Source organism: Chitinophaga filiformis, assembly GCF_900102545.1.
Classification (GTDB): Bacteria; Bacteroidota; Bacteroidia; order Chitinophagales; family Chitinophagaceae; genus Chitinophaga; species Chitinophaga filiformis.
On sequence record NZ_FNBN01000014.1, the window covers coordinates 71,193 to 90,090 of the forward strand.

The following is an 18,898-nucleotide window of genomic DNA, read 5'->3' on the forward strand; positions in this document are numbered from 1 at the left end:
ATATGCTAACCTATATCACAAAGAAGCATGCATACACTATCTGTTATTGTGTATGCTTCCTGTTCTTTCTTACGCCTGTATTTGCGGGCGACCCGGTTTATCCGGCAGCTATGATCCCGGATTCACTGAAGAAGAATGCACATGTGGTGAAACGGATGGAAGAGGTGGTCGTTAAGATCAATGATCCCCGGGATGTCAGGGTGACTACCCATTTTGTAATCACAGTGCTGGATGCAGAGGGAGAGAAGTATGCGAGAGTAATAGAATCATATGATAAGCTGAAAGATCTCCGCTCTATTAAGGGCACCTTATATGATGCCCTGGGTCTTCCTATTAAAAAGCTGAAACAGAGCGATATACAGGACATGAGTGGCGTAGGCAGTGAATCGCTGATGACAGACGACAGGTATAAACAGCATGCGTTCTATTACAACGTATACCCGCATACAGTGGAGTACGAAGTGGAAGTAAGATACAATCACTCCTTTTATCTCCCATACTGGGTACCGCAGGAAGATGAATCTTTTGCGGTACAGCAAAGTAAACTGGTGGTAACCGCTCCGAAAGATTATGTGGTACGTTACCGCAATTTCAATTATAAGGGTGAACCGGCGGTGACAGATGATGGTGGCGACAAGACTTATACCTGGGAGGTGAAGAATATGGCTGCCCAATCGGACGAGCCTTTTGCTCCAAGATGGTATAAACGCACAACTACCGTATTGCTGGCGCCTGCTGCTTTTGAAATGCAGCAGTATAAAGGATCTATGAACACCTGGGAGGAGTTTGGACGTTTTGCTTACATATTGAACCAGGGAAGGGATCAGTTGCCCGATGGTGTTAAACAAACTGTCCATCAGCTAACAGATGGTCTGAGCCGCGAAGAGAAGATCGCAAAGCTTTATAAGTATCTGCAGGAACATACAAGGTATATCAGCATCCAGCTGGGTATTGGCGGATGGCAGACCTTTGATGCCAATTATGTGGCCTCGAAGGGATATGGGGATTGTAAAGCACTCTCTAATTATATGTGCGCGCTCCTGAAGGAAGCGGGCGTAAAAGCATCCTGTGTGCTTGTTTATGCAGGTGATAATGCTAAAGATGTGACAGAGGCAGGCTTTCCTTCTACCCGCTTTAACCATGTCATTGTCTGCGCGCCAGGCACTAAAGACAGCACCTGGCTGGAATGTACAAGTTCCTTTTATCCGGTAGGATACCTCGGAGGTTTTACTGCCGACAGGCCGGTACTGTTTGTGGATGAAACAGGGAGTAAACTGGTCCACACCCCGGTGTACACTATGGAGCAGAATCAACAGATACGTCATATCAGCGCCACCATTGCGGAAACGGGTGATATGACACTGAAAGCGGATACCCGCTATACTGGTTTGCAGCAGGACGACCTGCATGCACGGATAAATATGCTGACGAAAGAAAAGATCCTCGAGCGACTGAGACAGGCGGGTTATTTCTCCAGTTATGACGTGAACGGCTACGAGTGCAAACAATTAAAGGAGTCCCTGCCAGCTATTGACGAACACCTGGAGATCGCTGCCCACAACTATGCCACTGTTACGGGCAAACGTATGTTCCTCGAGCCTAATTTACTGACTAAAACGGGTAGACGCGTCACCGCGGATACTGCCCGCAAATCAGATATTTACCTTGCCGATGCCTTCCGGGATATCGATACTGTAAAGATCACTATTCCCGAGGGGTATACACCTGAAGCACTGCCTCAGCCAGTGGCCTTACAAAGCATTTTCGGTAACTACGCTTCCAAAGTGTCAGTAGAAGGCAACGTAATTACCTATATGCGTTCCATAGAGCATAAAGGAGGATCTTACCCGGCCTCCGCATTCCCGGAACTGGAGAAGTTCTATAATGGTATGTATAAAGCTGATCGAGCCAGGATAGTACTGGTCAAAAAGTGAAATAATTGCAGTCCGGTACCGAAAATGCTGTAAAAAGAGCAGTCCGGTACCGGTATTTCTGCCAAATTGCCCCCTCTGTTAACCTTGGATCATGTTTTGTTGTTCTCTTAAGGACGTTTTTTAGATAGCGTTAAAAGGAGAAAACTTACTGATTATGAATCTGAATAATTTCACTATTAAATCACAGGAGATACTGCAACGGGCGCAGCAATTAGCCTTCAATGGACAGCAACAGGCCATTGAAACAGGACATTTGCTGAAAGCCTTGCTGGATGACCAGGAGAGTGCGATAGACTATCTATTGAAGAAAAATAATGTAAACACCAACTTCCTGTCGACAAGACTGGATGAACAAATAAAGAAATATCCCCGCATTGCCAGTGGGGAAGGCGGACAGGTATTAAGCCGGGACGCCAACAATGCCATGCTGAGAGCAGGCGCCAGTATCAAAGAGTTCAAGGACGAATTTGTCAGTGTAGAACACCTGCTGCTGGGTTTACTCGGCGGTAGCGACGACACTGCCAAACTGCTGAAAGATGCAGGTGTGACAGAAAAAGGACTAAAGGCCGCTATCCTCGAATTACGCAAGGGTAGTACTGTCAACTCCCAAACAGCTGATACCCAGTATAATTCTCTGCAGAAGTATGCAAAGAACTTAAACGAGCTGGCGAGGGCCGGTAAACTGGACCCTGTGATCGGTCGTGATGAGGAGATCCGCAGAACACTGCATATCCTTTCCCGCCGTTCCAAAAACAACCCTATCCTCGTGGGTGAACCCGGTGTAGGTAAGACGGCTATCGTGGAAGGACTGGCGCACCGTATCATCAACGGAGATGTACCTGAGAACCTGAAGTCAAAGACCATTTACGCTCTCGACATGGGTGCATTAATGGCAGGTGCAAAGTACAGGGGTGAATTTGAAGAAAGACTGAAAGCGGTGATCAAGGAAGTGACTGAAAGCGACGGACAACTGATCCTCTTCATAGACGAGATCCATACCCTTGTAGGTGCGGGCGCAATGGAAGGAGCGATGGACGCTGCCAACATCCTGAAGCCTGCACTGGCGCGTGGTGAGCTTCGTGCTATCGGTGCTACCACCCTGAATGAATACCAGAAATATTTCGAGAAAGATAAAGCACTGGAACGCCGTTTCCAGAAGGTAATGGTAGACGAGCCTACCGTGGAAGATGCTATATCCATCCTCCGTGGTCTGAAGGAACGTTATGAAAGCCATCACCATGTGCTGATAAAAGACGAAGCGATCATTGCGGCGGTAGAACTGTCTAACCGCTACATTACCGATCGTTTCCTGCCCGATAAGGCAATTGACCTGATAGATGAAAGCGCGGCTAAACTCCGCCTGGAAATGAACTCTATGCCGGAAGAACTGGATGAACTGGAACGCCGTATCAGGCAGCTGGAAATTGAAAGAGAGGCCATCAAACGTGAAAACGACGAAGATAAACTGCGCGAGCTGAATGAAGAGATAGCCAGACTGGGCGAACAACGCAGCACCTTCAAAGCGAAATGGCAGGCAGAAAAGGAGATTGTAGATAAACTGCAGAATGCCAAAGGCGCCATCGAAAACCTGAAACTGGAAGCTGAACAGGCTGAACGTAATGGGGAGTATGGCAGGGTAGCTGAGATCCGTTACGGAAAGGTAAAAGAACAGGAAGAACTGATCACCCGGTATACGGCAGAACTGAACGATATATCCTCCGACCATAAGCGGCTGTTGAAAGAAGAGGTAGACGCGGAAGATATTGCGGAGAACGTGGCTAAGGCAACCGGTATTCCGGTATCGAGGATGCTGCAGAGCGAAAGGGATAAACTGCTTCGCCTGGAAGATGAGCTGCATAAGAGGGTAGTAGGACAGGAAGAAGCGATCATCGCAGTGTCTGATGCTATCCGCAGAAGCAGAGCCGGTTTACAGGACCCTAAACGTCCGATCGGTTCCTTTATATTCCTGGGTACTACCGGTGTTGGTAAGACTGAATTGGCGAAAGCATTGGCAGAGTATCTGTTTGATGACGACTCGATGATGACGCGTATCGACATGAGTGAATACCAGGAGAAACATGCAGTGAGTCGCCTGATAGGTGCACCTCCGGGATATGTGGGTTATGATGAAGGCGGCCAGCTGACAGAAGCGGTAAGGCGTAAACCTTATTCCGTGGTGCTGCTGGATGAGATAGAAAAAGCGCATCCGGATACTTTTAACATTTTGTTGCAGGTACTGGACGATGGACGGCTGACAGATAATAAAGGCCGTGTGGTGAACTTTAAGAACACCATTATCATCATGACCAGCAACATGGGTAGCCAGATCATCCAGGAGAATTTCGAAAGGATAGATGAAAAGAACCGTGAGGATGTGGTGGATGCTACCAAGGCTGAAGTAATGAATCTGCTCAAACAGACCATCCGGCCGGAGTTCCTGAACCGCGTGGACGAGGTGATTATGTTCCAGCCATTACTGCGTAATGAAATTAAGGGAATAATTAACATCCAGTTACAGCAGTTAAAGGACCTGGTCGCGCAAAATGGCATGATATTGGAATTCTCTGATTATGCGCTTGAGTATCTTGCCACCCAGGGTTACGATCCGCAGTTCGGGGCAAGACCGCTGAAACGCCTGATACAGAAAGAGATCATTAACCTGCTGAGTAAAAAGATCCTGGCAGGGGACATCGATAAAGGCAAACCGGTATTGATAGATGTTTTCGATGGAGTGGTAGTGGTAAGAAACAATAGCAGTCATCATACCGTGAATGCATAAGCATAGAAAGACTTTATATTCAAATACGACGATATACAGTTACGAATACCCGGATAATTCTTTATCCGGGTTTTTTTATGCTGTAAGGGAGGCGCGTCAAATTTGCGTATTTTTGAGAACAACACAAGCAATTGCCGCCGGGTACCATTGCCCCAAGCGGACTGTTTAAAATAACAATGAAAAGTATCTTATGATTGGAGAACGAGAAAAGCGGTTTATGCAGATAGCGGTTGATCTTTCCCGGCAGGGAATGGAGAACGGAGAGGGTGGTCCTTTTGGGGCCATCGTAGTGAGAGGAGAAGAGATTGTTGGCCGGGGCTGGAACCAGGTGTTATCCCACAATGACCCTACTGCGCATGCCGAGGTCATGGCCATCCGGGATGCCTGCACCCGCTTAGGCACTTTCCAGTTGCATGACTGTGAGATCTATACATCCTGTGAACCTTGCCCTATGTGCCTGGGCGCCATTTACTGGGCGCGCCCGCAACGCGTTTATTTTGCCAATACAAAAGAGGATGCTGCAGCGATTGATTTCGATGATTCATTCATCTATCAGGAGATTGGAGTGCCTCATGACAGCAAGAGGATCCCGTTTATTGCCTTTCCATCTGAAGCGGCTTTGGAGGTGTTTAAAGATTGGCAGATAAAAGGGGATAAGACCTTGTATTGATTTCAAATGAAGCCCGTAATCGAGTTGCATTTTATCAATTGACAATTGGATAACACGTGTTCCAGTTCATAACATGCATCCAACAAAACATCAATCGGCTCCGTTAGGAGCCGTAGTGTTTGTAGCCCGGGGTGACAACCCCGTGGAATGGCCCCCCCGGACGTCCCGCCCCCAAATATGTATTAACCCCAAAAAGCGAAGGCTGACCTTCCGGCCAGCCTCCATATCAAATCTCTTCGTTTGGACACTAAGACTACTGAGCTTTAGGAGCAGCGTGTTTGTGCATTTTGTGCGCAGGTTTAGCTGTGTCAGCAGCAGGCTTTTCAGTCTTTGCTTTTTCTTTCTTTGCTGGTTTCTGTGCTGGTGTCTGTGCGAAAACTGCAGCGCTGGCGCTCATAAATACTGCTGCTACAATAAGACTTTTCTTGATGTTCATGACTAATAATTTTTTGTGATTGAGAGATGAATTATTTCTAATTGCTGATGTAAAATTAAGGCTGAAAGAGCCGCTGACCGGGCGGTTTCGATGAACAGGGATTAACTGTCGGTGAAAAAGGGAAAAGGAAAGGTAGGCTTATAACAGCAATCTCAGCGTTTCTTCTAAAGCCTTTATACACAGAGTCTTAAGTGTATTATACTGCTCTGCCACAAAGGCTGCATCGTATGCATTATCCAGGTTTTCAAGCGCTTCCAGCAGGGGGTATAAGCTGGTTTCCAATCCGATAAAGGAAATAGTCGTTTTTATATTATGCGCGGAACTACGTATAGCGGTTACCGATCCTTCATCGATGGCTTTTTTCAGCTGGGAAAGATCGTCGGGGAGCTGTGTAACGAACTGCTGCAGCATGTTCTGTTCGAATGCTTTATCGCCCATCGACAGCTGTTGCAGATATTCCAGTTGTACGAGGGGAGCGGTTTCATGTTCCGTAGCCTGTCCGTTGCTGCTGCCATTGTGAAAGGCAGTATACCCGTTTTGACGGGCATAGAGTTCCGGCGTGCTGCTCTTGCCGGTAAAGACCTGTATCATACGGTACAATTCTCCTTCCCGTATGGGTTTCGCCAGGTATTCATTCATCCCTGCCTGCAGGCATTTTTCCTTTTCGCCCGACATGGCATGTGCGGTCATGGCGATAATAGGAATATTGGATTGCAATTCCTCCCTGATCTTTTTTGTGGCCGTATAACCATCCATTTCCGGCATCTGAAGATCCATCAGTACCAGGTCAAAATGCTGTCTGGATAGAGCGGATAATGCTTCCTGTCCGTTGTTCACCAACTGGTAATGCAGCTGCCGGTTACCCAACAGATGCCGCAGGAGGTTTTGATTCATTTTGTTGTCTTCCGCTACCAGCAGCCGTATATCCGGTTGTTGTGGCAAGGCGAAATTATCCTGGGAATAGTTGTGGCTTTCTCCACTGTCGGGCAATAGTTCTCCCAATGTATAAGGTAGTTCCACCTTGAATGTACTGCCTTTCCCCGGTTCACTTTCAACGCTGATACTGCCATGTTGTAACTCTACAAGTTGCCGTACGATGGTCAGTCCCAGGCCTGTTCCACCGAATTTGCGGGTGATGTCTGCTTCCGCCTGGTTAAACCGGTCGAAGATGGTAGCTACCTTGTCGGGGGCGATGCCAATACCGGTATCGCTGACGGTGAATAATAACCGTACGCCGTTTTCGGAGTTGAGCCGGCTGACCCTTACCTGTACCTTTCCCTGGGGCGTAAATTTGATAGCGTTGTTGACCAGGTTGACGAGCACCTGTGTCAGTCGCATGACGTCTCCATAAAGGATGTCGGGTACATGGGTATCTATGCTGAAGGATAATTCCAGTTTCTTTTCCAGTGCTTTGGGCTGGAACATCAGTTCCAGGGAATGCAGCATGCCGCGTAAGCTGAAGGATACGGGCTCCAGCCGCATCATGCCGGATTCTATTTTGGAGATATCCAGTATATCGTTGATGATGTCCAGCAGGTTTTCGCCGGCGTGCTGAATGGCGGTCACGTATTCTTTTGACTTGTCATTCATGGGTTGTTGCTGCAGCAGGTGCGTGAAGCCCAATACGGCGTTCATGGGCGTTCTTATTTCGTGGCTCATATTGGCCAGGAACTGATCTTTGATGATGGTCAGTTTCTTTTCCTGCTGTCGCGATTGATTGAGTGCCTCGATCAGTTGTTCCTGCTTGTAGATCCTGCTGGTGATGTACAGGAATGACAACAGACTGGAAATGCAGGCGAAAAACAGCATGATGGTACCCCAGTTCAGGGCTTTTTGTCCGCTGGTGTCAATCATATGCGTAGTATGATTCACTTCCGTCTGCCGGGTGCTGTCGAGGGAATGAAGAATGACCGTAATAGCGTCGCCGAGGCGTTTGCCTTTCTGGGCGTTGATGATCCGCTCTGCGGGCCATTTACCTTTCGTATAAAAGGTGTCGAGTATAGCGATGTTCAGTTTGTTCTTTTCTTCTACGAGGTAATTCAGCTGGGTGAGCAATTTCTCTGTGCTGTCATTGCTGACGAGCTTATTAATTTCCTGGAGGTCGGCTTTGATGAGGGCCACTTCGGCTTCTATGCCGGTGATATTCAGTGAGTCCTGTGATATCACTGCACCGCGTACTTTACTATCGGTTTTGGCTATACTGGTTTGTAATTTCTGCAGTTCGTTTTTGACGTTTAATTCGTCGAGGAGTTTTTCGTTGCCGGAGATGAGTTTACGTATATTCTGAGCTGAGTTAAATTGCAGCACGATGAATAGTACAAGTCCCAGGATGAACAGGCCCAGTAAGTAATATTTAATCAGCTTCGGCTGCATTTTCGCGGAGAATATTTTATTTAAAATTACGAATGTATTTTGTTTTGCCTGCTTTTTTGCTTGTTGGTTGCCGGGGTGCTGGCAAAACGAATGACGAATCACGAATACTGTTTATTCGTCACCCGTCATTCTTGTTGATAAACCCAAATCTTATTTTAGACAAGCTTTCGCGCGCCCGTTGCTCTCATGATTCTTCAGGTTGTGCTTGTCCAATAGGTTCTTACTGGTCGTTCTGTCCGTTTCTTTTGCTTGTATAAATCGATATTTACGTTTCTTCAGAACCTCCTGAACCGCATCACCCGTTGATCTGCTGCTTATTTAGCAGCTTTCTTCATGTGATGTTTCTCATGTGCTTTCTTTGCGTGTTCGGTTTGTGCTTACTGTCCGTTCTGTCCGTTTACCTTTGCTTGTTTAAAATCGAATGTTCCGTTTTCTTCAGCACCACCTGGTCCGCAAAGCTGTTGATCTGCTGCTTATTTAGCAGCTTTCTTCGCGTGATGTTTCTTATGAGCTTTCTTTGCGTGTGGGGCGGTAGCTGTTTTAGGTTTCTCCTGTTGTTTAGCGCTAACAGTTGTAGTTTTAGCAGTTGCAGCTTTAGCTGTATGTACAGGTTTAGCAGCAAATGTGGCGGTACCTGCGAAGATCATTGCAGCGGCCATCAGAATTCCTAACTTTTTCATGATTCGTATTTTTTATTTGATGATTAATAGTTGGACAATTGGTCGTTCAGCTGTTGATCAATTGATTTGCTCATTTGTTTCATTAACTGTCCTGCTCAATTGCTTTGTTGAACCAAAGATACATGGCATATGAAGGGGGCATGCGGGTAAATTGTTTAACAGGCATCAGCCGTCGGCGGAAGAGGAACAACTGTCGTTGGGATATATTATATTTGTTCGCCACCTACGTAAACCGACATAACGTCAACCAATATAAACCCTCTTTTTGCATGAATTCTAAGAAGATCACGTCAGGTATCGCCCTCATTTTATTATTGCAAAGCACTTATGCCCAGCAGAAACTGAGTGGTTTTAGTAGTGAACACAGCCAACAGCACCAGCAACTGGAAGCCAGTTTCGACAAGGAACTGAGCGCCGCCGCTATTGGGAATAACATCAAAACCTTGTCGGCCCAGCAACACTATCTCGGTATGCCAAGGGATAAGTGGGTGGCAGAGAACATCCTGCAACAGTTTAAAAGCTACGGCTGGGATGCCAGGATAGAGACCTACCAGGTGCTTTTCCCGACTCCGAAAACCCGGGTGTTGGAAGCCAGCTATCCGGAGAATTATAAGGCGGTGCTCAAAGAGCCTGCGCTTAGGGAAGATCCCAGTACTGGTCAGCCGGATGAACTGGCCACCTACAATGCCTGGAGCGCCGATGGTGATGTGACCGGGGAACTGGTATTTGTGAATTATGGTTTACCGGAGGACTATGAATACCTGGAAAGGCTGGGCATCAGTGTGCAGGGTAAGATCGTGATCGCCAAATATGGCCGTTCCTGGAGGGGCATCAAGCCGAAAGTGGCACAGGAACATGGGGCTATCGGTACCCTGATCTATTCCGATCCTAAAGATGATGGGTACTACCAGGGAGATGTATATCCGCAGGGGCCTTTTAAAAGCGAATACGGGGTCCAAAGGGGCTCTATTATGGATATGGTGATCTATCCGGGGGATCCGCTCACTCCTGGCGTAGGAGCCACGGAAAATGCGAAAAGACTGGAAAGGTCGGCCGCAACCAATCTTTTAAAGATACCGGTACTGCCGATCAGTTACCATGATGCGGCGCCATTGTTGGAAGCACTGGATGGTCCGGTTGCGCCTGAAAGCTGGAGAGGCGCCCTGCCATTCACTTATCATATTGGTCCGGGTAAGGCGAAAGTGCACCTGAAGCTGGAATTTGACTGGAAGATGGTACCTGCTTATAACGTGATCGCTTTTATGAAGGGAAGTCAGCAGCCTGACCAGTGGGTGATCAGGGGTAACCACCACGATGCCTGGGTGTATGGCGCTGCGGATCCTGTCAGCGGACTGGCAGCCTTGCTGGAAGAGGCGAAGGCTATTGGTGTGCTGGCGAAGAAGGGATATAAACCTAAGAGGACATTGGTATACGCGGCCTGGGACGGTGAGGAACCCGGATTGCTGGGCTCTACGGAATGGGTGGAAGCGCATGCAACTGAATTACAGCAGAAGGCGGTTGCTTATATCAACTCTGATGGAAATAGCCGTGGTTTTCTCGGCATAGGTGGTTCACATGCACTCGAACCTTTTGCAGGGGAGATTGCTAAAGGGATTATCGATCCGCAAACTAAGGTAACTGTCCTCGAAAGGAAGCAGGCGTCTGATATCGTATCAGCAGCTACGGTGAAAGCCAAAAAGGACTTGCTGGCGAAGAAGGATATGACGATCAGCGCACTGGGATCGGGGTCTGATTATTCGTCTTTCCTGCAGCACCTCGGAATTCCGTCTTTGAATGTTGGTTTCGGCGGAGAAGGTGCAGGTGGAGAATACCACTCGATCTACGATACCTATGAGAACTATTCCCGCTTTAAAGATCCCGGTTTTGAGTATGGGGTAGCATTGTCCAAATTCGGTGGTCATGCGGCCCTGAGACTGGCAGATGCGGATGTATTACCATTTGACTTCCGCAGTCTTTCCAAAACCATCAACGGGTATACAACAGAACTGATTGCACTGATGGAACAGATGAGAGAATCTACTGCAGTGGAGAATCAGGTCATCAATAACAAGGCTTACGAACTGACAGTTGATATCAGTAAACCAATTAAAGCGCCATCTGTAAAATCGGAGGTACCTTATATTGACTTCTCAAAATTGCAGAATGCATTGGTGGCATTGGATAAAGCTACCCAGCAATTGCAGGAGGCGAGGACCAAAGCGCCTGTTCCTGGAGAGAAAACAGATGCGCTCAATAAGGCGCTTTATCAGGCGGAACAACAGCTGTTGTATGATAAGGGATTGCCAAACAGGGCCTGGTATAAACACACGGTGTATGCGCCTGGATTTTATACAGGTTATGGTGTGAAGACCCTTCCCGGTATCCGGGAGGCCATCGAACAGAGAAGATGGCAGGAAGTAGAGGAGCAGATCGCTATCGCAGCGGAGGCGGTGAACCGGTTGACGAATTATCTGCAACAGGTGACGGCGGGATTGAAATAAGGCGATTTAGCTTTTTTACAGTTACAGCGGTTGTACAGCTAAGTATTTATATTTACGTTAAGTAGTCCGGTTTCAGTATGGGATACCGTTTTGATACCGCTTAGATACCGCTTTAATACCGCTAATCCTGCGTTGATCCTGCGTTCATGAACGTAAGATCAACGCAGGATTAGCGGTATCAAAGCGGCATCTAAGCGGCATAAAATCAGTATTTCCCGCACGCCTTTTCTTCCTTTTTCCAGGTAACTTTGTGATATATTCATAACCACCCCTGCTAATCTCCCTGAGTTAGAGTAGCATTATCTCGAATAATCCGCGTTATCAACGCGTCCATATAAACACGCATTTCCTTATTGGGGTAAGGCGCCTGGCAGCTTCCGTAAAGCTACGGCGCAATGACCAGCGGGAGATCATAATAAGTTCAACCGGCTGTTAAGTGCAGCACGATAAGCATCTGCAACCGGGACAGCGTTCTTTGAGATAACAATAGCGCCATCCTGAATGGAGTCGATCTTATCCAGCGCCACAATGTAAGAGCGATGTACGCGCATAAACTTTGCGTCGGGCAATCTCTCTTCGATGGCTTTTAAGGTGGAATGCACCGCATGGAATTTCTGGGGAGTATGCAGTTTTACATAGTCGCCCATGGCTTCCAGGTAGAGAATTTCATCCAGCTTGATACGTTTCAGTGTACCGCTATCCCTGATGAAGACAAACTCGTTGTCGGTATCATGCACTTCGCGGGCGGTAGCCTGATGTAGCTCTTTCGCTCGTTCTATAGCCTGCAGGAAGCGGGAGGGGGTAACAGGCTTGATAAGATAATCTGCTACATGCAGTTCAAAGGCCTCCAATGCGTAGTCTTTCTTGGCAGTGGTAAAGATGATGACAGGGCCTTTCTTCCCGATGTTACGTGTCAGCTCGATGCCGTTCATACCGGGCATTTCAATGTCAAGCAGTAAGAGATCGATCTTTTCCTTCTGCAGGATATTATAGGCTTCTATTGCACTGGCACATTCGCCAGCTACACGTAGCTGATCTACATGACTGGCCAACTGCTTCATTGCAGTGCGCGCCAGTTTGTTGTCGTCGATTATCAGGCAGTTCATAGTGCAAATATACACAAGCTCCATACCGGGATGCCGGAACAGACATTATAATTCGCTTAAAACCGTGGGGAGGGCTATGTATTATAAATTTGTTTAAATATCTTGCATGCATATAAATGGGTCTCGACTTGAAACAGCTCAAAAGGCTTTTACTTTTCCTTTCATGCGTCTTTCTCCTGCCACTGCTGCAGGAAGAGTCCCCATTTATTGCTTCCGGATCACAGACAATAATACATGCCTATACTGCTAATGTTATATCTCATGCTGATAATAACCAGGCAGATGTAACAGCTATTAGCGGAGAGCAATGTTTTAAAAGTAGTATCCGTAAGTATAATCATCGTACCAGGGCATTAAATGACTATCATGAGCTATGCCTGTTTGTGCCCAGTATCCGTATCAAAACATGCTTTGTTTATATTCCTGCTGTTTATAGCGGATATAAAAATTCCTATATCAGTGTCGCCGTTACACTCAGTGACTGGCGTGGGCCTCCTGTAGTCTGATTTTTCCTCTCTCTTTTATTATCCTTATTTAATACCGTAGACAGGCGTCTATGGTGACTCAACATCTGTCAGTTATGAATAAAAAAATTGCTGCAGGGTTGTGGGTGTTCATACTATGTCTGGCGACTGGCATGCCGAATCATACCTATGCGCAGTCGGGCGGAGAAAATCTGTCCCTCCAGCAGGCTATTACCCTGACCCTTCAACATTATCCATCATTAAAAGCAAAGCAAACATTATCGCGGGCAGGCATTGCCCATACAACGGATATCAGTCATAACTGGTGGCCTTCCGTTAAGCTTGTTGAAGAAGCCACTGTTGGAACGGACAATGGTATTTACGGCTCTTATTTTCCGTTAAGCACCATTCCATCTACATCAGGCGGGATCCGTGGAGCTAACCGCAGTGATGTAATGAGTGGCAATATTGCGCTGGCACAGGTACAGTGGGAAGTATACAACTTTGGCGCATATCGCACACAAAAAGAAGAAGCAGTGCAGCAGCAGAAAGTATTGGGACTTGATGCAGACATTACTGCTAATGACCTGATGGTGGCTGTGATACGGGATTACCTCGGGTTATTGCAATACCGTTCACAGATGAAGATCCAGGAAGACAATATAGAGCGTACACGGTCAGTACAAAAGGCGGTGACGGCTATTGTACTGCATGGGCTGAAACCTGGTGTAGACAGCTCTATAGCAGCTGCAGAATTATCCAAAGCAAGACTGAACTATCTCGATATTCAGAACAACTATAATAGTGTGCGGCTACATCTGGGCATTTTAACAGGATTGGATACCAGTGCTATTCAGCCGGATACACTGTACGACAACGGCTTGCTGTCAATGCTGACAGGATTGACTGATACTGCATCAGTGGCGAAAGGACATCCCGTGTTACTGTATTATAACGGTTTGTTACTGCAACAGCAGAAACATGAACAGGTGATCCGCAGAGCAGCGCTACCTAAAATATCGTTGTTGGCTTCAGGATGGATGCGCGGTTCCAGTGGACAGTTCAATGATATCTATAATAAAAATCTGTGGAGCGGATTGGGATACAGCCGTTATAACTATCTCGCAGGACTGGCACTGACTTATAATCTTGCCGATATAGGACACACAAAAGATAAAGTGAGAGAACAGCACCTGCGTACCCAGGCCGCTGCAGAACAGCTGGAGACAACGCAGGCTGTGCTGGATAATCAGTTGCAGCAGTCACGCCTGGGTATCCGTACTTCTCTTGACAAGCTACGTGAAATGCCAGCACAGCTAAATGCGGCGCGAGCTGCTGCTGTGCAGAAGATGGCCTTGTATAAAGGAGGATTGACCAATATCATTGAGGTGACCAATGCCTTATACCTGCTAAACAGGGCGGAAACAGACCTTGTACAGACGCGTAATGCGGCATGGCAGGCTCTTTTCACACAGGCATTCGCCGTTAACAATATTCAGGAACTGGTGCAACAGCTGGAGCTTGCCCGCAAACAGTAATAGCAAAAAAGTCAATTATGTCATTAGTTACTAGCGCACTGAAAAAGCCATTGTCCGTGGTTGTACTGACCCTCGGCATGTTCCTGTTTTCAGTACTGGCTGTTATGAATATTCCTATAGACATCTTTCCCAAGCTGAATCTGCCGACGATCTATGTCATAGAGCCTTATGGCGGCATGTCGCCCCAGCAAATGGAAGGATTCTTTGCTACCCGCTTGCAGGACCAGTTCCTGTATGTGAACGGGATCAAAAATATCAGCAGTAAGAATATACAGGGGCTTACAATGATCAAGCTCTCTTTTTATGAGAATACCGATATGGCGGAGGCTTCGGCACAGGTGGCCTTACAGGTGAACAGGGCGATGAAGTTCTTTCCACCAGGTGCGTTGCCACCACAGGTGGTGCGTTTTGACGCTTCTTCATTACCGGTGGGACAATTGGTATTCAGTTGTCCCAACCGTTCATTGAAAGATATTTACGATCTGGCCAATACGCGCGTCAGGCCGATGTTTGGTTCCGTACCAGGCCTGTCTGCACCACCGCCGTTTGGCGCCAACTCCCGCTCTGTGATCGTCAGTGTAGACCCTGATCGTTTACGTAGTTACAATATGAGTGCGGATGAAGTAGTGGAGGCGATTGCGAAGAACAACGTGATGACGCCTTCAGGGAATATCCGCATCAATAATACGATGTATGTGACCACTATCAATTCGCTGGAGAAACAAGTAGAAGATTTCGGGGATATTCCCATTACGACCAATGGCAATTCTACCGTGTTCGTGAGAGATGTGGCGAGGGTAAGCGATGCGGCGGATATTACGGTAGATTATGCATTGGTGAATGGGCGGCGATCTGTTTACATTCCTGTCGTGAAAACTGCGGATGCTTCTACCTGGGACGTGGTGAAAGAACTGAAAGCAAGATTGCCTGAGATGCAGAGTCTTTTACCTGAAGATGTGAAGGTGACCTACGAGTTTGACCAATCTGTGTTTGTGATCAATGCGGTAAAGAGCTTGATGACGGAGGGTTTGCTGGGCGCATTGCTGACAGGATTGATGGTGTTGTTGTTCCTGAGGGACCTGCGGAGTTGCCTGGTAGTGGTGGTGACGATTCCCATTGCTATCCTGGCGGCGGTGCTGGGATTAAAGCTGGCAGGACAGACCATCAACCTGATGACATTGAGCGGACTGGCGTTAGCCATTGGCGTACTGGTGGATCAGGCGACGGTGACGATAGAAAATATTCACCAGCACCTGGAGATGGGAAAATCCAAGCGGCAGGCTATTTATGAGGCGAGTGAGGAGATCGCGTTTCCCTTGTTGCTCATACTCCTGTGTATACTGGCGGTGTTTGCACCTTCATTTATCATGACAGGTGTGCCGAAGGCAATGTTCCTGCCATTGTCGCTGTCTATTGGCTTCGCGATGATAGCATCTTACTTCGCGGCGCAGTCGCTCGTACCGGTATTGTCCAACTGGTGGCTGAAAGAAGGCAAGTTCAATCATGGATTGGCACTGGATGATGAAGAGATCAGGCAGGTAAGGCACGACCATACGCATCATGGGCATAAAGGTGGTTTTGAGCGATTTAAGGACCGTTTTGTGTCATTGCTGGAATGGTTGGGCAGGCGTTCGCGACTGGTGATAGGCTTGTATGTGATAGTGGCATTCGGTGTTGCAGGAGCTGCCTTTATGATAATCGGGAAGGACCTGATGCCACATGTGAATACAGGGCAGTTCCAGTTGAGATTGAAAGAGCCGGATGGTACAAGGCTGGAGAGAACGGAGGAGAAGGTGCATGAGGTACTGGCGTTGATCGATAGTACGGTGAACGGGAATGTGGCGATCAGTTCGGGGTATGTGGGGTTGGTACCGAGTAGCTATGGTACCAGTAATCTGTATGTGTTTAACGCAGGTACGCATGAAGCGGTATTACAGGTCAATTTAAACGAGGATTACAAAGTTGACATAGAAGACCTCAAAGATGAATTACGCGCCCGTATTAAGGCTAAAATGCCCGAAATGCGTGTAAGCTTCGAACCGGTAGACATGACAGAGAAGATCATGGCGCAGGGGGCGGCTACGCCTATTGAAGTGAGGGTAGCCGGAAAGGACATGAAACAGATAGCTGCTTATGCGGGGGAGCTGGTAGATAAACTGAAGGAAGTGGATTTCCTGCGGGATGTGCAGATCGCGCAGCCACTGCATTATCCAGTCATCAATATCAATATAGACCGGTTCAAGGTAGCGCAGATGGGGCTGAATATGTACCAGGTTGCCCGTTCGGTGACTGCATCCACCTCTTCCAGTCGTTTTACGGAAAAGAACCAATGGCTGGATGAGAAGGTGGCGTATACTTACCAGGTGCAGGTACAGGTGCCGGAGTATATCATGCAGACGATTGATGATCTGAAAGAGATACCATTGGTAAAAGGGCAGCCAAGACCTGTGTTGGGAGATGTGGCGACCTTCTCTCATGGTGAGATGCCGGGCGAATTTGACAGGGCAGGGACAAGGCGTTTTGTGACTGTCAGTGCTAATATCACTGGCAAGGACTTAGGTGCGGCTACGAAGGTGGTGCAGAACGCCATTAAAGAAATGGGAGAACCGCCGAGAGGATTGAAGGTAGAGCTGAAAGGGAGTTCCAGTCTGTTAGTCGAGACACTATCCAGTTTGCAGAATGGTCTGATGCTGGCTATTGTGGTGATCTTCTTACTGCTGGCGGCTAACTACCAGTCGTTTAAATTAAGCTTCGTAGTGTTGGTGACGGTGCCTGCGGTAATAGCCGGAGCGCTGATCATGCTGTTGCTGACAGGCGCTACGCTGAACCTGCAATCGTATATGGGCATGATCATGTCGACAGGGGTATCTGTGGCGAATGCGATCCTGATCGTAACCAATGCGGAGAAGCTCCGGCTGGAATACCGGGATGCGTATAAAGCGGCTATTACCAGTGCCGGTATCCGTTTGCGTCCTATCCTGATGACCAGTCTGGCGATGATAGCGGGTATGGTGCCAATGGCAACGGGACTGGGAGAATCGGGAGATCAGACGGCGCCGTTAGGCCGGGCGGTGATAGGAGGATTGATTGCTTCCACACTGGCGGCCCTGCTCATCTTACCGTTGGTATATGCTGCCATTCAGCGAAAAGCATCTTATGACGATCCGTCATTGCTACCTGTAAAAAAAATAAAGGAACCTAAAATAGCGACCAATCATGTACACGTATAAGTATCTGTTCACTATAGGCCTGCTGGCTGCCTTGTTCACTGCCTGCCATGAAAAGGCGTCTCAAAGGAAAGAAGCTGTCAAAAGCAATAAGAATCAAAAATTTGAACTGGCCACTGTTATTCATGAACCGCTGTCGTCCAGTATACAATTGCCTGCGGTGCTGGAAGCTTATCAGCGGGTGAGTATTTATCCGCGGGTGAGTGGTTTTGTAAAAACAGTTGCGGTGGACAGGGGGAGTGTGGTCCATAAGGGAGAGGTGTTGATCACACTGGATGCACCGGAGATCATTCAACAGTACTTTGCTGCCCAGTCGAAGTATTTGCAGTCGAAGGCGGTATTTGCGGCCTCCAAAGACAACTATGAGCGCACACTGGCAGTCAGTGAGACACCGGGAACTGTTTCCGCCCACGATGTCGAAGTAGCCGAGGCCCGTATGGTGGCAGATAGCGCCATTATGAACAGCGAACTGGCGAATTTCAGAGCGCTGGAAGCTACGAGGAGTTATCTGACGGTGACAGCACCTTTTGATGGAGTGATCACAGAACGTAACGTACATCCGGGTGCATTAGTGGGACCGGGAACAAAGCTCGACGGCGGGGCCATGCTGATGCTGGAACAGGAGGACCGTCTGCGCCTGGTGGTGCAGGTGCCGGAAGTATATAGCGCACAACTGTCGGCCGCAAGACAGGTATCGTTTCATGTGAATGCATTGCCCGGGAAGATCTTTGCAGGGGCGATCAGTCGTCAGGCAGGTTCTTTGAGTGACCGTTATCGCTCTGAAGCGGTGGAAGTGGATGTACAGAATGTACAGCATCTCCTGAAACCGGGAATGTATGCGGAGATCACCATTCCGGTTACCGGATCCGTACAGGCGATGGTAGTACCGGGTAGTGCGATAGTGACCTCTACAGAGAAGAAGTATGTAGTGGCGGTGAGAGAGGGATATACACGATGGATTGATGTGCAGGAGGGGAATCACCATAGTGATTCATCTGAAGTGTTTGGTAGTTTGATGCCGGGGGATAGGGTGATTGTTCATGCGAATGATGAGATAAAGGAGGGGCTTAGGATTGATTAGAAAGGAGCTGTGTTGCATTATTGAGGGATAATGGATAGCATAGGACTGATCGGATGGAGGCAAGCGTGTCCCCGGCAGCATTTTTGTATTTCATTGATTAAACGTATTG

12 protein-coding genes are annotated in these 18,898 nt (G+C 47.9%); 8 read left to right on the forward strand and 4 right to left on the reverse strand.

Annotated elements, in window-relative coordinates; all coding sequences use genetic code 11:
* Window positions 1-2: 2 nt before the first annotated feature.
* The 3 genes from BLR32_RS32335 to BLR32_RS32345 all read left to right on the forward strand — a co-directional run bounded on the left by BLR32_RS32335 (window position 3) and on the right by BLR32_RS32345 (window position 5,383).
* Complete coding sequence (locus tag BLR32_RS32335; protein WP_089838581.1) at window positions 3-1,934, forward strand: DUF3857 domain-containing transglutaminase family protein; 1,932 nt, start codon at window positions 3-5, stop codon at window positions 1,932-1,934.
* Between the two features lie 154 nt (window positions 1,935-2,088).
* Window positions 2,089-4,713: an ATP-dependent chaperone ClpB gene (gene clpB, locus BLR32_RS32340; RefSeq protein WP_089838583.1), complete on the forward strand. Its 2,625-nt coding sequence runs from the start codon at window positions 2,089-2,091 to the stop codon at window positions 4,711-4,713.
* Between the two features lie 190 nt (window positions 4,714-4,903).
* Window positions 4,904-5,383 carry a nucleoside deaminase gene (locus BLR32_RS32345; protein ID WP_089838585.1) on the forward strand — a complete coding sequence of 160 codons (480 nt, stop codon included), beginning with the start codon at window positions 4,904-4,906 and terminating at the stop codon, window positions 5,381-5,383.
* Window positions 5,384-5,636: 253 nt separating this feature from the next.
* Here the strand turns inward: BLR32_RS32345 and BLR32_RS32350 are convergent, their stop codons facing one another.
* The 3 genes from BLR32_RS32350 to BLR32_RS32360 form a co-directional block, all read right to left on the reverse strand.
* Window positions 5,637-5,819, reverse strand: coding sequence for a hypothetical protein (locus BLR32_RS32350; RefSeq protein ID WP_089838587.1), 183 nt, complete (start codon window positions 5,817-5,819; stop codon window positions 5,637-5,639).
* Window positions 5,820-5,957: 138 nt separating this feature from the next.
* The gene (locus BLR32_RS32355) at window positions 5,958-8,192 is read right to left on the reverse strand and encodes a hybrid sensor histidine kinase/response regulator (RefSeq protein WP_089838589.1); all 2,235 of its coding nucleotides are present in this window, start codon (window positions 8,190-8,192) and stop codon (window positions 5,958-5,960) included.
* 473 nt (window positions 8,193-8,665) lie between these two features.
* Window positions 8,666-8,872: a hypothetical protein gene (locus BLR32_RS32360; RefSeq protein ID WP_089838590.1), complete on the reverse strand. Its 207-nt coding sequence runs from the start codon at window positions 8,870-8,872 to the stop codon at window positions 8,666-8,668.
* Between the two features lie 269 nt (window positions 8,873-9,141).
* On the opposite strand from BLR32_RS32360, the gene BLR32_RS32365 reads away from it, so the two are divergent.
* The gene (locus BLR32_RS32365) at window positions 9,142-11,373 is read left to right on the forward strand and encodes a transferrin receptor-like dimerization domain-containing protein (protein WP_089838593.1); all 2,232 of its coding nucleotides are present in this window, start codon (window positions 9,142-9,144) and stop codon (window positions 11,371-11,373) included.
* A gap of 410 nt (window positions 11,374-11,783) precedes the next feature.
* On the opposite strand, the gene BLR32_RS32370 is transcribed toward BLR32_RS32365, so the two are convergent.
* Complete coding sequence (locus BLR32_RS32370) at window positions 11,784-12,479, reverse strand: LytR/AlgR family response regulator transcription factor (protein ID WP_089838595.1); 696 nt, start codon at window positions 12,477-12,479, stop codon at window positions 11,784-11,786.
* A 128-nt stretch (window positions 12,480-12,607) separates the two neighbouring features.
* Here BLR32_RS32370 and BLR32_RS32375 point away from each other — a divergent pair, with 128 nt between their 5' ends.
* From BLR32_RS32375 to BLR32_RS32390, 4 genes are all read left to right on the forward strand, one after another.
* Window positions 12,608-12,985 (forward strand): hypothetical protein, encoded by a 378-nt coding sequence (locus tag BLR32_RS32375; protein ID WP_143011669.1) that lies wholly within the window; start codon window positions 12,608-12,610, stop codon window positions 12,983-12,985.
* Between the two features lie 74 nt (window positions 12,986-13,059).
* The gene (locus BLR32_RS32380; RefSeq protein ID WP_176842508.1) at window positions 13,060-14,481 is read left to right on the forward strand and encodes a TolC family protein; all 1,422 of its coding nucleotides are present in this window, start codon (window positions 13,060-13,062) and stop codon (window positions 14,479-14,481) included.
* Between the two features lie 17 nt (window positions 14,482-14,498).
* On the forward strand, window positions 14,499-17,711 hold the full coding sequence (locus BLR32_RS32385; protein ID WP_089838601.1) for an efflux RND transporter permease subunit: 3,213 nt from the start codon (window positions 14,499-14,501) through the stop codon (window positions 17,709-17,711).
* On the forward strand, window positions 17,698-18,789 hold the full coding sequence (locus BLR32_RS32390; protein ID WP_089838603.1) for an efflux RND transporter periplasmic adaptor subunit: 1,092 nt from the start codon (window positions 17,698-17,700) through the stop codon (window positions 18,787-18,789). The genes BLR32_RS32385 and BLR32_RS32390 overlap by 14 nt, the downstream gene beginning before the upstream one ends.
* Window positions 18,790-18,898 lie beyond the last annotated feature (109 nt).